The following is a 15,163-nucleotide window of genomic DNA, read 5'->3' on the forward strand; positions in this document are numbered from 1 at the left end:
ATAACTTGCTTGAATTTTAGCAAGAATCTCTTAAATGGGAGGAGATTAAGATGAAGAGTTGGAAAACGGCAATAATAATGATAATAGATATATTTATGGTTAATATGGCATACCTTTTTGCTATAAATATAACACACACTGGCAGTTTTACTGAGATTGCTAATATATACTCTAAAGATGTTATAGTTTTAAGCATAATATATTTAGTATGTTTTTATTTATTTAAAATGTATGAGAGTCTATGGCATTTAACAGGAACAGATGAATTTTTATTGGGTGTTGGAGGAAGTATTTTAGCAGGATTACTTACTATTGGTTATACTAGAACATTAGGTTCAACTATACCTTTAAATGTTTCTGTTGTAGGAATACTTTTAACTATTTTCTTTGTATTAGGATATAGAATTCTTTATAGGGTTTATAGAAGGACACTTTTATACATACCATTTAAATATTCATCAGATCAAAGAAGGGTAATGATAGTTGGAGCAGGTTCTGCTGGTACTATGATTATTAATGAAATGATGGCAAGGAGAGAATTAAAGTATAACCCTATAGTACTTATAGATGATGATAAAAGTAAGCTCGGCAGAAGAATATCAGGAGTTAAGGTAGAAGGTAATAGACATGATATACCTTACGTTGCAGGAGAACAGGAAATTGATTTAATATTAATTGCTATTCCATCACTTGATGCTAAAAATAAATCCGAACTTATTGAAATTTGTAAAAACACTAATTGTAAGTTACAAATAATACCTGGTATGTATGAGATTTTAAGTGGTGATGCTACAGTTAGCAGGATTAAAGATGTTGATTTAGAAGATTTACTTGGAAGAGATGCTATACAATTAGATAACAAGGGGATTTCTGATTACATACAAAATAAGGTTATTTTAGTTACTGGTGGAGGTGGCTCTATTGGTTCAGAGCTTTGTAGACAAATAGCCTTATATAAACCTAAGAAACTTATTATATTTGATATTTATGAAAATAATATATATGATATTCAAAATGAACTTAGAGAAAAGTATCCAGAATTATCTTTAAAGGTATTAATAGGATCAGTTAGAGATAGAAAAAGACTTCATGAGGTTTTTTCTAAACATAATATAAATGTTGTATTTCATGCAGCAGCTCATAAACATGTACCTTTAATGGAGGATAGTCCCAAAGAAGCTGTTAAGAATAATGTATTTGGAACATTAAACGTAGCAACAGAAGCCAGTTTAGCTAATATAGATAGATTTGTATTAATATCAACTGATAAAGCTGTTAATCCAACTAATATTATGGGTGCAACAAAGAGACTTTGTGAAATGATTATTCAAGCTATGGATAAACAATCAAAAACTGAATTTGTTGCAGTTAGATTTGGTAATGTACTAGGAAGTAATGGATCAGTTATTCCACTATTTAAAAGACAAATTGCTCATGGAGGACCAGTTACGCTTACTCATAAAAAAATCGTTAGATATTTTATGTTAATCCCAGAAGCAGCTCAATTAGTTCTTCAAGCAGGTGCTTTTGCTAAAGGGGGAGAAATTTTCGTTCTGGATATGGGCAAGCCAGTTAAAATTTATGATTTAGCTTGTGACTTGATTAAGCTTTCAGGATTTGAGCCAAATAGGGACATAAAAATTGTAGTTACAGGACTTAGACCGGGAGAAAAATTATATGAAGAACTTCTTATGAGTGAAGAAGGACTTAAGGATACTGAACACAAAAAGATATATATAGGTAAACCTACATTTGAAAGTATGTATACTTTAAAACGAAAGCTTGACCAATTACAAGGATTATTGGATTTAGATGATATTAGAGAAGTCAAACAACAAATGCAAAGGATAGTACCAACTTATCATTGTAAAAATGAAGATGAGATTGCAGCAGATAATGCTGATAAGGAATAAAAATACAGGCGAGAATAGAAAGGGCGGTGAGAGTCTGATTAGATTTATAACTGATCAGACCTATATGGATAGAGCAAATAAAGTTAGAAACATATTCTTAGCAATTTTATTTATAATTGCTGGAGGAATATCAATATTAAATGGTAGTTATTTAGTAACAGCAATGTATATATTAACAATATTGTTAGCCGTATATATTATTAAAGATAAGGATATTTATAATCTATTATATGCCACACTTTTAGTTTCGCTATTTTATGATTACACATTACATGTTCCTAAAATTGAAAGTATATATTTCTTTCATATAGTTTTAGGAATATTTACTTTGTTATCATTATATAGAGTCTTTAAAGAGAGAGAGATACTAGCTAAATTAGATAAGAAGGTTTTAGCTTTTTTTGTGATTTGGTTTATATATATGTGTGTTAGTATTACATGGGCTTTAAGCAAAAGTTTATCTATTAAATATATAGCTATATATTTAATGATGTTTGCTTTTATTGTGGACATGATGATATATAATATAAACAAAGAGAGAATCAAAAAAACTGTCAATTTATTATTGCTTTTAGTATCACTTATAGCAGTTGTTGGAGCAGTAGAAGTTTTCTTGGGACAACAACTTCCAGTAAAGCATTACTTTGATACTTTTAAATTATCAAACTTACATCTTAGTATAATAAGAGCAAGGCCAATAGTATTTTCATTTAATACTAATAATTTAGCAGCAGCACTTGCTATTTTATCGCCAATATGTTTTTATGCTATATATAAATTCGAGAATATAATCCTAAAGATAGTATTTACTTTAGTTACATGCATAGCATTTTCATTAATAATGATTATAACTTCAAGAACAGGCTATGTATCTATGCTATTTGGATTTGCAGTATATTTTATATATTCTTTATTCAATATTAAAAATATAAAATTAAAAGGATTTATATTTCCTTTAATTTTAGCAATTAGTTTTGTTTTTTTATATAAATATAGTTTTATGTTTATGAATATTAAACCAATAGAGGATGAGCTAAATGGTAAACCTCAAGTTGGGAATATGCTAGCAGATAAGATGCATTCATTAGAATCAACACAGTTTGAAGACGGTGGAGAAGGTTCAACAAATGTAAGAGGAACTATTATACATGATGTTTTACAAGGGGTTATAAAAGAAAAGAACTACTTAGGATATGGAGTAGGTAATGTAGAACAATACATTAGAGAACAAGGAAATACAAACAAGGTATATAGTCCTCATTGCTACGCTGTAGAGATACTTGGAGATTTTGGTGTTGGAGGAGTCTTATTGTATGGAGTATATTACTTATACTTATTAGTTAGTAATATTATTATAGGAATAAAGAAAAAGAGTGTTATGTGTTTTGCAGCTGTATCAGGGCTAATAGCATTTGCACCAGCAAGCTTTGGACCAAGCTCAATAACATATGTATTTTCATATTGGGTGCTTATGGGATTTGCAATTTCATGCATTCAAGTTTACAAAGCAGAAGATACTAGTTATATAGGAAGAAGATCAAAAGAATTTACATTTTTAAGGTAAGTGATGTTTTAAAAATGTGTTGATATTGTTATATATTGTAAAGTGGGCTAAGAAATTGAACTTAAGAACATCTAAATGAGTATAGTCCACTTTTAGCTTGTTCCAAAGGCAAGCTTTTGACAAGCAGAAAAGGTGACAATATTCATTAAGAGTTCTAAAAGTCCAATTTCAATGTCCACTTTACAAAAATATAACAATATCAATACTTTTCTAAAAGGTATATTAAAAAATAGCTATATTATTCATTAATAAATGCAATAATATAGCTATTTTTTATGTGAATATATGCCTAACCTAAATATCTTCTAATTATGTCTGTAATTATATCTGAGGTATCTCCATTTCCAAATGCTGAAGGTGGGGTACCTGTTGGGCTAAAGTTTGAGATTGCATCTAATATTTTATTAGAATCACTTCCAACGATTGTGTTCCAACCATTTTGAACAGTTTCAACCCATTCAGTTTCATCACGCATAGTTATACATGGTTTCTTTAAGAAGTATGCTTCTTTTTGAACTCCACCACTATCAGTTAAAATTTTCTTTGAATTGTTTTCTAAAGATACCATTTCCAAGTAACCAACTGGATCAATAATTTTTATATTATCACCGATCGGTAAATTATATTCTTCAATAAACTTCTTAGTTCTTGGATGAAGTGGAAGTATTATTTTTTCGTTGCAGTTACTTAAAGCACTAATTATTGAAGTTAATCTTTCTATGCTGTCTGTATTTTCAGCACGATGAATGGTTGAAAGTATATAGCTTTCTGGAGTTAAGTCAAGAGTTTCAACTATTGTTGATACTTTCTTAGCTCTTTCTTTAAATAAGTTTATAGCATCATACATTACATCACCAGTATTATACACACCTTTTGTGATATTTTCAGCTGCTAAGTTTTTTTGAGCAGTTAATGTTGGTACAAAAAGCAAATCAGAAATGTGATCTGTTAATATTCTGTTTTGTTCTTCAGGCATAGCCCTGTTGAAGCTTCTAAGACCTGCTTCTATATGAGCTACTGGTATTAATAATTTACTAGCACATAAAGAACCAGCAAGTGTAGAGTTGGTATCACCATACACTAAAACCATATCAGGTTTTTCTTTTAGATATATGTCTTCAAGAGCAATTAACATATTACCAGTTTGATGTCCGTGATTTGATGAACCTATGCTTAGGTTATAATCAGGCTTTGGAATTCCAAGCTCCTCAAAAAATATATCTGACATATTATTATCATAATGCTGTCCAGTATGTACAAGTATTTCAGTATTTTTTTTTCTAATTTTATTTGAAATTGTTGCTGCTTTAATAAATTGAGGTCTGGCACCTATAACAGTTAATACTTTCATATATTGTTACCTCCTTTTAAATTTATCATAATTAAGGCTAATATGCCTAATATCTTTATTTTAGCACATTTTAATTGATAATTCTTTTGTTTTACATATTGTTTTACATATTGTAAGAGTTATTTAATTTTTATAGATTTAAATAAAAAAAAATTTGTGTTATAATCTACTAGAATTAAAAGAAAATTATTATAAAATAAGGGATTTATGCAAAAAACTAATATATGCTTTTAGTATATAAGGCACATTCAAAAAACAACAAACCAGTATGCTTGTCTATTTTCTTTTATGTGCCTAAAATCTATATATTGAGTTATAGATTAGATATTAAGGAGAGAATTTTAAATGAACATTTTACTTATAAATCACTATGCAGGTTCTGATTATCATGGAATGGAATTTAGACCTTATTATATGGCTAGAGAATGGGTTAATATGGGACATAATGTAACTATTATTGGTGCTGACTTTTCTCATTTAAGAAAGAAAAATCCTAAGATAGAAGATAGTATTCAAGAAGAAATTATTGATGGAATTACTTATGTGTGGGTTAAAACACCTGAATATAAAGGTAATGGTATAGGAAGAATAAAGAACATATCTACATTTATGTATAAATTGAGAATGAATTATAAAAAATTGGCAGATAAATATAAACCAAATGCAGTTATTGCATCTTCAACTTATCCTTTAGATATATATCCAGCTTATAGGATTGCAAAGAGATGTAATGCTAAGTTATGCTTTGAAATACATGATTTATGGCCATTAACGCCTATGGAAATTGGGGGATATTCAGAAAAGAACCCTGCTATAGTATTGCTTCAAAGAGCAGAGGACTTTGCATTTAAAAACTCAGATAGAGTTGTATCAATTTTACCTAATGCAGATAGACATATAAAGGAAAGAGGCTTTAATACAGATAACTATGTGCATGTTCCAAATGGTATTATAATTGATAGCGAAAAGAAAACACCTCAAATTGAAAACAGTATAGAAAGATTACAAGAATTAAAGAATCAAGGATATTTCTTAATTGGATATACAGGAAATCATTCTCCAGCAAATTCATTAAATACAATGCTTGATGCTGCAAAGAAGACAGAGGATGAAAAAATAAAATATATATTAGTAGGTAATGGAAATATCAAAGATGAATTAATTGATTATGCAAAGAGCAATAATATAACTAATGTAGAATTCTTAGATCCAGTATTAAAAGATAATATGGAAAATGTACTAAGGTTGTTAGATATTTGTTATATAGGATTAAGAAAAGAAAAATTATTTATGTATGGTGTTAGTCCAAATAAATTATTTGATTATATGCTAGCATCAAGACCAATAATTTATTCTATAGAAGCATCAAATGATCCAGTAACAGATGCACAATGTGGAATTTCTGTACCAGCTGAAGATTCAAATGCAGTAGTAGAAGCTGCTCTTAAGATAAAGAATTTATCAGAAGAAGATAAGATTATTATGGGTCAAAATGGACATGAGTATGTATTAAAAAATCATACTTATCATGGATTAGCAGAAAAGTTCTTAAATGCTTTGAAATAATTTTAGCAGATGATAGATATTTGAAATAATTTTAGTAGAGGATAGATATATGAATAAATTTAATAAGATAGTTAAAAGAATATTTGATTTTATATGTTCTTCTTTAGGACTTATAGTACTTAGTCCTGTTTTTCTTATAATAGTTTTAAAAATAAAATCTGGATCAGATGGTCCGGTGTTCTTCAAACAAATAAGAGTTGGAGAATATCAAAAAGAATTTAAAATTTTAAAGTTTAGAACTATGGTTGTGGATGCAGAAAAGTTAGGAAAACAGATTACAGTAGGTAAGGACAATAGAATCACTAAGGTTGGATCTTTCTTAAGAAAATATAAATTAGATGAATTACCCCAATTGATCAATGTATTTAAAGGGGATATGAGCCTTGTAGGACCAAGACCAGAAGTACCAAGATATGTTGAATTATATAATGAAGAACAAAAGCAAGTACTTGAAGTAAAACCAGGTATAACTGATTTAGCATCTATAAGATATAAGGATGAAAATGATTTGCTTGGTACAGCTGAAAATCCGGAAGAATTTTATATAAACACAATTATGCCAGATAAATTAGCATTAAATGTAGAGTATATAAAAAAGAGTAATGTGTTTTTTGATATTTATATAATAGTAAAGACTATACTAAAGTGCATATAAGGCATCTTTAAAAAATAACTAGTTAATATTATAGTTTATTTTTCACCATACTTTGTGGATAAAATAGATATTACATATTGGACTGTTATTTTTTCAGATACCTAATCTAAATATATAGAAAAGGTAGTGTGAAATTATGAAAAAATTAAAGTTTGCAATTATAGGTTGTGGAAGAATTTCTTATAAGCATGTGGAGGCTTTAGCTAAAAATTCTGATGAAGCTGAATTAGTTGCAACATGTGACGTTGTTTTAGAAAATGCTGAGGCAAAGAGAACAGAGTATATGGAAAAGAGCGGGGCATCTGCTGATTCTGTTCATACATATGAAGACTATAAGAAGATGTTAGAAAATGAAGATATAGATGTTGTTACAATAGCAACAGAAAGTGGATATCATGCTGAAATAGCTATTTATTGTATGAAAAAAGGAATAAATGCTTTAATAGAAAAGCCAATGGCTATGTCAATTGAAGATGCAAATGAAATGATTAAAGTAGCTAAAGAAAATAATGTAAAGCTTGCTGTATGTCATCAAAATAGATTTAACAAGCCAATACAAAAGTTAAGAGAAGCTATTGAAGAAAATAAATTTGGAAGATTAATTAATGGTACTGCAAGAATACTTTGGAATAGAAACATGGGATATTACGAACAAGCACCTTGGAGAGGAACTTGGGCTTTAGATGGTGGTACATTAATGAACCAATGTATACATAATATTGACTTACTTCAATGGATGATGGGTGGAGAAGTTGAAAAAGTATATGCTGAATGTGATACTTATTTAAGAGATATTGAAGGCGAAGACTTTGGTGCAATTATTGTAAGATTTAAAAATGGAGCTATAGGAATGATTGAAGGATCAGCTTGTGTTTATCCAAAGAACTTAGAAGAAACATTAAGTATATTTGGTGAAACTGGAGCAGTTTCTATTGGTGGATTAGCTGTTAATGAGCTTGAAACTTGGAGATTTGAAGGTGAAGATGAAGAGAAGATTAAAGCTTCAGTTAATGTTAAAATAGATAATGTTTATGGTGAAGGACACACTCCATTATTTAAGGATGTAATTGATGCTATAAATAATGATAGAGCACCATTAATTTCAGGTGAAGAAGGAAAGAAGGCTATGTCAATAATTCTTGCTGCATACAAGTCAAGAAAGACAGGAATGCCTGTAAAATTCCCATTAGAAAACTTCAAGACATTAGATATGAAAGATGATTTTAAAGGAAGAAAATAATCATAAAATAGAATATATTTTAAAACTGTGTTGATATTGTTACATATTGTTCAGCGTGCTAAAGAATTGGACTTAAGAACATCTAAATGAGTATAATCCCATTCCAGCTTGTTCCAAAAACAAGTTTTAGACAAGCAATTAATGTGACAATACTCAAGGAAACTCGACTCATATTCATTCGCTGAGTAAGTTCGAGTAACAAAATATAAAATTTTGACTCTCACTTAAGAGTTCTAAAAGTCGAATTCTAATGCACACTTCACAAAAATGTAACAATATCAACACTATATTAAAACAGAGTGTATTTTTAAAAAAGTAAATATAATTAAGGTACATTTAAAAAAATAACAAGTCAGTATGCTAGTTTATTTTGTATCATACTACGTCGGCATGTCCACCTAATAGCACACTATTAGGCAGATATACCTCGTTGTCTGACACTAAATATACATCACATATTTGACTTGTTATTTTATTTCACGTACCTAAGAAAATATTTCAACTTTTTGTCTTGAATTAGGGAAAATAATATATCCAATTAATATAGCAAGTATAGTTGGAATCAACCAAGCAAATCCTAATTTAGCTAGAGGAATAAAGTTTAAATTAAGTGATGGTATTATTTGAGCTATTCCAAAAACTAATGAAGTATAAACACCTAGACGTACTGCTTTTATGTTTACAATGTATTTATTAGCTAAAGTTGTTATTATTAAAGTAATAGCAACTGGATATAATACATTTAAAATAGGACCTGATAGTACAACTATTTTATCAACACCAAGAGAGCCTATTACAATGCTTATTAATGAAATTACAATAGCATTAAATTTATAAGATAATTTACCATTAGATATTTTTTCAAAAAAACCAGAGCCAGCTGTTAACAATCCAATAGATGTTGTTAAGCATGCTAGACCGATAGCAACTCCGATAATAGTAGTTCCTATATTACCTAATATACTTTTTGATACTAATAATAAAATTCCTGTTTTAGATATATCACTAATATTCATACTGCTTGTCTGAGCGCCTAAAATAACTAATCCACCATAAATAAAGGCTAAACCTGTAATGGCTACAAGACTTGATTTAATTGTCATAGGTAATATTTCTTCTTTTGAATATCCTTTTTCTAAAACTGCGCTTGAAATAACTGTTGCAAATAATAAGCCAGCTAGAGCATCCATGGTTTGATATCCTTCTATAAACGATGATGATAATACTGAAGTTGCATTGGTAGAGATTATATCACCTATTGGCATGATGAGTCCTTTAACTATTATAAATGTTAATATTAATATAAGTAATGGAGTTAAATATTTACCTATTGTATCTATTATCGAAGATCTTTTCAATACAAATGCTAGGTTTATGATAAAGTATATTATCATTGAAATAAGAGGAGTAATACTAGGAAATAAAGGGCTTATTGTTAACTCATAAGTGGTTGCAGCAGTTCTTGGAATTGCAAGCATTGGACCTATTGCTATAAATAATATTATAGCAAAAATCACAGAAAATCTTTTTCCTATTTTTGATGCCATCGTTTCAAATGTACCATCACCTTTTGCTGCAGATAAAATTGCAAGAAGTGGTAATCCGACTCCGGTACATATAAATCCTATCATTCCTGCAATATATTGCGTGCCTATTGAATGTCCTAAAAATGGTGGAAATATTAAATTACCAGCACCAAAAAACATAGCAAATAGAGCAAAGCCTATTATAATTATATCTTTAGTGTTTTTTTTCATAATGGGTTCCTCCTTAAATATCTAAATATATAGTTTATTGATTCCTCCCTATTGCTCAAGAGAAAAAGGTAGTGATTTCATATGATATAGGAATCAATTTATAAATTTTCCAAAAAACAAGTATAAATACTAATACTTTTGATATTAGCATAATATTACCAAATTATCAACATATAATAACATTATGTGACTAATTAATTATAATAGTGCTATATAATTATATAGAATTTTATAAAATTATAGAAAAAAATTAATATTTCATAATATAATGAAATTTTCATATAGTATACGTATTAGATATTAACACATTAATAAATATGTGATAACATAAGGGTATAGAAGATTAAAAAATTTTTTATATAAGGAATCTGAAAAAAATAATAGACTAGCATACTATCTAATTATTTTTTAGAAATACGCATTACATGAGAGGAAGATATAAGATGAAAGTTAAAAAGGCAATTATACCAGCGGCTGGACTTGGAACAAGATTTTTACCAGCAACTAAGGCTCAACCTAAGGAAATGCTTCCTATAGTTGATAAACCAACAATTCAATATATAATTGAAGAAGCTGTTGCATCAGGAATTGAGGAAATCCTTATTATAACTGGTAGAAATAAAAAATGTATTGAAGATCATTTTGATAAATCAGTAGAATTAGAACTTGAATTAGAAAAGTCAGGAAAAGAAGAATTATTAGAATTAGTAAGAAATATTTCAGATATGGTTGATATACATTACATAAGACAAAAGGAACCAAAGGGATTAGGTCATGCTATTCATTGTGCAAAAACTTTTGTAGGTAATGAACCATTTGCAGTTTTATTAGGTGATGATGTGGTTGATAGTGAGACACCTTGTTTAAAACAATTAATTGATTGTTTTAGTGAATATAATACTACTATTTTAGGAGTTCAAACTGTTCCGGAAGAGAACGTTTCAAAATATGGAATAGTTGACGGAATTCATGTAGAAAATCGAGTATATAAAGTTAAAGATCTAGTTGAAAAACCATCAGTTGAAGAATCACCAAGCAATGTTGCAATTTTAGGAAGATATATAATAACTCCACAAATATTTGATATTTTAGAAAATACTGCGCCAGGTAAAGGTGGAGAAATACAATTGACAGATGCATTAAAAACTTTAATCAGTCAAGAAGCTATGTATGCTTATAATTTTGAAGGTAAACGATATGATGTAGGAGATAAGCTTGGATTTTTACAAGCTACAGTAGAGTTTGCATTAAAAAGAGATGAATTAAGAGATAGTTTTATTGAATATTTAAACACAAAACCTTGGGAAAAATAGTAGTAAGGTTTAAAATAATAATGAGTTAATATGTAAGATAATGAATACATATTATTAAGGTATTTTCAAAAAAATAACAGTCTAATATACATTGTATATTAGACTGTTATTTTTTTATTAAATTGCTAATTATAAACAATAGTCAATAATATTTTTATTAATTTTTAAATCAAAAATGACAAAATAATTAAAGATTTTACAAATAATAACGAAAATAATAATAATAATAACAAAAATATGAAGTGATAAGGGGCGGATTTTAATGAATAATAACAAACCAGAAGTTAAAGATAAAATTTTATTATTTAAATTTAAGACTCTTAAGAGCAAATTAGTTGCAATGATGATAATGATTGCAGCAATTCCAATTTTAGCGTTAGGAATTACATCCATGATAGGATTTTCAATTTCTAGTGATAAGGATTTTAAAAAAAGTGGAGTTAGTTTAGGTCAAGCAGTAGATGAAACTATAAATACAAAGATTCATAACGCAGAAACAATGTTAAATTATGTTGGAACAAGGCATGCCTTTGATGATAGTGAAGTTGATAATAAAGAATTATATCAAGATTTAAAATTATTTAGAGAAGGAAATGCAGATGTTCAAAGTGCTTATTATTATAGTGGTAACGCTAAAAAATTTGTTATATATCCTGATGCGAATATATCAGATGGTGATTATACACAAAAACAATGGTATTCAAAAGCTAAAGAAGCAAATGGTAATTTTGCCTTTACAGACGTCTATGTAGATATGGCAACAAAAGAATATGTAGCAGCAATATCTAAGATTATTATACAAAATGGTCAAATAAAAGGAGCTTTATGTATAGATTTTAAATTAACAAGTATTGCAGAATCAATAGCAAATATTAAATATGGTGATAAAGGATTACTATCAATTGTTGATAATAATGGAACTGTAATAGCACATACAAATAAAGAATTAATAGGAAATACAGACATAACTAAAAAAGAAGAATGGAAGAATATATTAAGTTCAAAGAGTGGAGCTACTAAGATTAAGGAACAAGATGAAGAGTATAGTGTCAATTTTACAACTTCAGATGTAACCGGATGGAAAATATTACTTCAAATACCTCAATCAGAACTTAACCAATCACAACAAAGCTACAAAGTAATTCTATTTATAACAGCACTTGTATTATTAGCACTTGTAATAATATTAGGAAGAATTTTTGCTGTTGGATTAGCTAAAAATATAAATAAAATTAAAGAAGTAATTGGTGAAGCTGCAAATGGAGATTTTACAAAAAATATCGATATTTCAACAGGAGATGAACTTGAAGAACTTGGAATGAGCTTTAATGAAATGCAAGATAATATTTCTAAGTTAATTAGCAAGGTTGATGATTCTGTTAAAGAAGTTAATGGTACTTCAATTAATTTAGCTGGTATGAGTGAAGAGGTTTCATCAGCGATTGGGGAGGTAGCTAATACTATAGGTGAAATTTCAAAGGGTAGTATGGAATCGGCTCAAAATCTTGAAGTATTATCAACGAATTTAGAAGATGTATCAATTGAATTAAATACAATTAATAGTGCAACTAAAAATATAAATTCTGTAGTTATTGATACAAATAACTTAGGAAAACAAGGTCTTGAAATAATGCAAGTGGTTATGGGAAAATCAAGTCAAACTAAGATTAGTACTATGGAAGTTAATAGTGTAGTTTCTATGGTTTCTGAAAGTGTCCAAAATATTGCACTTATGAATCAAACCATATCACAAATTACTCAACAAACTAACCTTTTAGCACTAAATGCTGCAATAGAAGCTGCTAGAGCTGGCGAGGCTGGAAAAGGATTTGCTGTTGTAGCTGATGAAATAAAAAAGCTTGCAGAACAAACAGCATTATCAGCTAAAGATATTGATTCAATAATAAAAGAAATTGCAAGTAATGTAAGCACTGCTGTAAATCAAGTTCAAGAAACTAATAAAACAGTAGAAAGTCAAGAAGAATCAGTACTAAATGCAGAAAAGATATTTAATGATATGATAACTGCTATAGATGATTTAACTAAGAAAGTTCAAGAAATTGCTTCAGGTGTTATTCAAGTTACTCAAAAGAAAAATGAAGTTGTAAATCAAGTACAAAATTTATCAGCTATAGGAGAACAAACTGCAGCAGGAGCAGAAGAAGTATCTGCATCCTCTGAAGAAGTTGCAGCATCAACTGATGAATTTGTAGGACATGCAAATAAATTAAAAGATTTATCAAAAGAATTAAGTATAGAAATCAAACAATTTAAACTTAAATAAAAATTAAGAGTTTAATTAAAAAAATGATAAGGAACTAGATCAAAAAATATCTTTATACTAAAATATTAACCCCATTTTAAAAAATAGTTTATTTATTTTTGTATAGTACATTTATGTTGAAACAATCTATATCCAGTCCTAAATAATTTTTTTAAAAGAGATATGATGAACTCAAAAATGAATTAATCCTTGTTGAGTTTATATCATATCTTTTTTAAAAATTAAAATACCTTAAACAGCAAGAACAAGTGAAGATATAAAGGCAGCTAATGCGCCACCGGTAATTGCTTGAAGAATGTTTGGAAGAGCTTTTTTAAAGCTTGCACCTAATACAACAGTTGCAGTTAATACACCAATACCAACTGAAACCCCTTGATCAACCCAAGCTCCAGTTTGATGAATTAGTGGTAGTGCTGTGCCATGATTTAAGCACCATGTTAGTCCAACAACAAATGCACCTGCTATCCAACCACCTATAGCTCCAAATTGATTAACTAGTTTTCCCCATGTCATTCTTATAAGAAATGGAAGCATAAAGCCACCAACCATTGTGTGTATAGCCATTGACGTACTCATAATAATCTTCTCCTTTTAACAATAATTTTTTTTGATAATTACTTTACTTTTCAATATTTTAAACGTTTTCTTTTTCTAGTTCTTTAAACTCAACAGTTTGTTCATTTTTAAGCTTTTGTGCTTCATCTTTCATAAAATCTTTTTCAATCATTCCAGCAACAAATCCACCAACAATAGCTCCTATTATTACACAAATAAGTGTTGGCAAACCATTTGCTAAAGGTTGTACTGATTTTTCGATAAAGGCTTGTTTTAAAAATAAACAAGTACCTATACCAAGTCCCATGTCAATAAAACCAGAATTGTCATCAAATTTTATTAATCCTAAATAATGGTTCATGTACCAAAGGATACTGATAATAAGTGTACAAGCTAATAATCCTCCAGCTATTCCATACGCCTTAACATAATCTCCCCATACAAGTGCTACAAACAAACCAGCATAAGCATAACCAATAACCCCTCTTAAGAATTTCATAAATATAACCCCCTTAAATTTTATATATTAAATACTGTTAATTTAAATCTCTCATAAATTTAATAGCTTGTACAATATTAAATATTAATAAAAGATAAAAAATTAACAATGTTTAAACTTATGGTTTTTATTTTTAAGCTAAATTTTAATAAAATAAAATAGTGAGTACAGGATCAATTTTAAATATAATTTTATAAATTAAACGATAAATTTTTTCTAAGCTTGTACTATACGATACAAATTATCTGAATATTTCGAATATAGAAATATATTATCATACGAATTATGTTCAAACAAACATTTTCAAAACAATTATTTTGACATTATTAGTATAAAAAATAATTTGATTTAATCAAGAAAAAACGTAATTAATTATTAAAAAAACGTTATTAATTTTAGTGAATATATGGAAAATAGTGATTTATGAGGGTGATAAGATTAAAAAGAGCAGTGTTACAAGTACGAA

At 28.3% G+C, this 15,163-nt stretch carries 11 protein-coding genes; 7 read left to right on the forward strand and 4 right to left on the reverse strand.

Going from position 1 to position 15,163, the window contains the following annotated elements; genetic code table 11:
• Nucleotides 1-50 precede the first annotated feature (50 nt).
• Both BM027_RS09040 and BM027_RS09045 read left to right on the forward strand, forming a co-directional pair.
• Nucleotides 51-1,913 carry a polysaccharide biosynthesis protein gene (locus tag BM027_RS09040; protein WP_090091026.1) on the forward strand — a complete coding sequence of 621 codons (1,863 nt, stop codon included), beginning with the start codon at nt 51-53 and terminating at the stop codon, nt 1,911-1,913.
• 64 nt (nt 1,914-1,977) lie between these two features.
• Nucleotides 1,978-3,477, forward strand: coding sequence for an O-antigen ligase family protein (locus tag BM027_RS09045; RefSeq protein WP_090091120.1), 1,500 nt, complete (start codon nt 1,978-1,980; stop codon nt 3,475-3,477).
• A 289-nt stretch (nt 3,478-3,766) separates the two neighbouring features.
• On the opposite strand, the gene wecB is transcribed toward BM027_RS09045, so the two are convergent.
• Complete coding sequence (wecB, locus tag BM027_RS09050) at nt 3,767-4,828, reverse strand: non-hydrolyzing UDP-N-acetylglucosamine 2-epimerase (protein WP_090091028.1); 1,062 nt, start codon at nt 4,826-4,828, stop codon at nt 3,767-3,769.
• Nucleotides 4,829-5,173: 345 nt separating this feature from the next.
• Here wecB and BM027_RS09055 point away from each other — a divergent pair, with 345 nt between their 5' ends.
• From BM027_RS09055 to BM027_RS09065, 3 genes are all read left to right on the forward strand, one after another.
• Nucleotides 5,174-6,394, forward strand: coding sequence for a glycosyltransferase family 4 protein (locus BM027_RS09055; RefSeq protein WP_090091030.1), 1,221 nt, complete (start codon nt 5,174-5,176; stop codon nt 6,392-6,394).
• A gap of 49 nt (nt 6,395-6,443) precedes the next feature.
• Nucleotides 6,444-7,049, forward strand: coding sequence for a sugar transferase (locus BM027_RS09060; protein ID WP_090091033.1), 606 nt, complete (start codon nt 6,444-6,446; stop codon nt 7,047-7,049).
• 136 nt (nt 7,050-7,185) lie between these two features.
• Nucleotides 7,186-8,289: a Gfo/Idh/MocA family protein gene (locus tag BM027_RS09065; RefSeq protein ID WP_090091034.1), complete on the forward strand. Its 1,104-nt coding sequence runs from the start codon at nt 7,186-7,188 to the stop codon at nt 8,287-8,289.
• A 485-nt stretch (nt 8,290-8,774) separates the two neighbouring features.
• On the opposite strand, the gene brnQ is transcribed toward BM027_RS09065, so the two are convergent.
• Nucleotides 8,775-10,046 carry a branched-chain amino acid transport system II carrier protein gene (brnQ, locus tag BM027_RS09070; RefSeq protein ID WP_090091036.1) on the reverse strand — a complete coding sequence of 424 codons (1,272 nt, stop codon included), beginning with the start codon at nt 10,044-10,046 and terminating at the stop codon, nt 8,775-8,777.
• Nucleotides 10,047-10,489: 443 nt separating this feature from the next.
• Between brnQ and galU the strand changes: the two genes are divergently transcribed.
• Complete coding sequence (gene galU, locus BM027_RS09075) at nt 10,490-11,359, forward strand: UTP--glucose-1-phosphate uridylyltransferase GalU (protein WP_090091038.1); 870 nt, start codon at nt 10,490-10,492, stop codon at nt 11,357-11,359.
• 262 nt (nt 11,360-11,621) lie between these two features.
• Nucleotides 11,622-13,643 (forward strand): methyl-accepting chemotaxis protein, encoded by a 2,022-nt coding sequence (locus BM027_RS09080; protein ID WP_090091040.1) that lies wholly within the window; start codon nt 11,622-11,624, stop codon nt 13,641-13,643.
• 231 nt (nt 13,644-13,874) lie between these two features.
• Here BM027_RS09080 and BM027_RS09085 read toward each other — a convergent pair whose 3' ends face one another.
• Nucleotides 13,875-14,219, reverse strand: a complete 345-nt coding sequence (locus tag BM027_RS09085) for a Lin0368 family putative glycerol transporter subunit (protein ID WP_090091051.1) — start codon at nt 14,217-14,219, stop codon at nt 13,875-13,877.
• Between the two features lie 58 nt (nt 14,220-14,277).
• Entirely contained in the window at nt 14,278-14,697 is a 420-nt protein-coding gene (locus BM027_RS09090; protein ID WP_090091053.1) for a Lin0368 family putative glycerol transporter subunit, read from the reverse strand.
• Between the last annotated feature and the right edge of the window lie 466 nt (nt 14,698-15,163).

It is taken from the genome of Clostridium uliginosum (assembly GCF_900112485.1).
GTDB classification, from domain to species: Bacteria; Bacillota; Clostridia; order Clostridiales; family Clostridiaceae; genus Clostridium; species Clostridium uliginosum.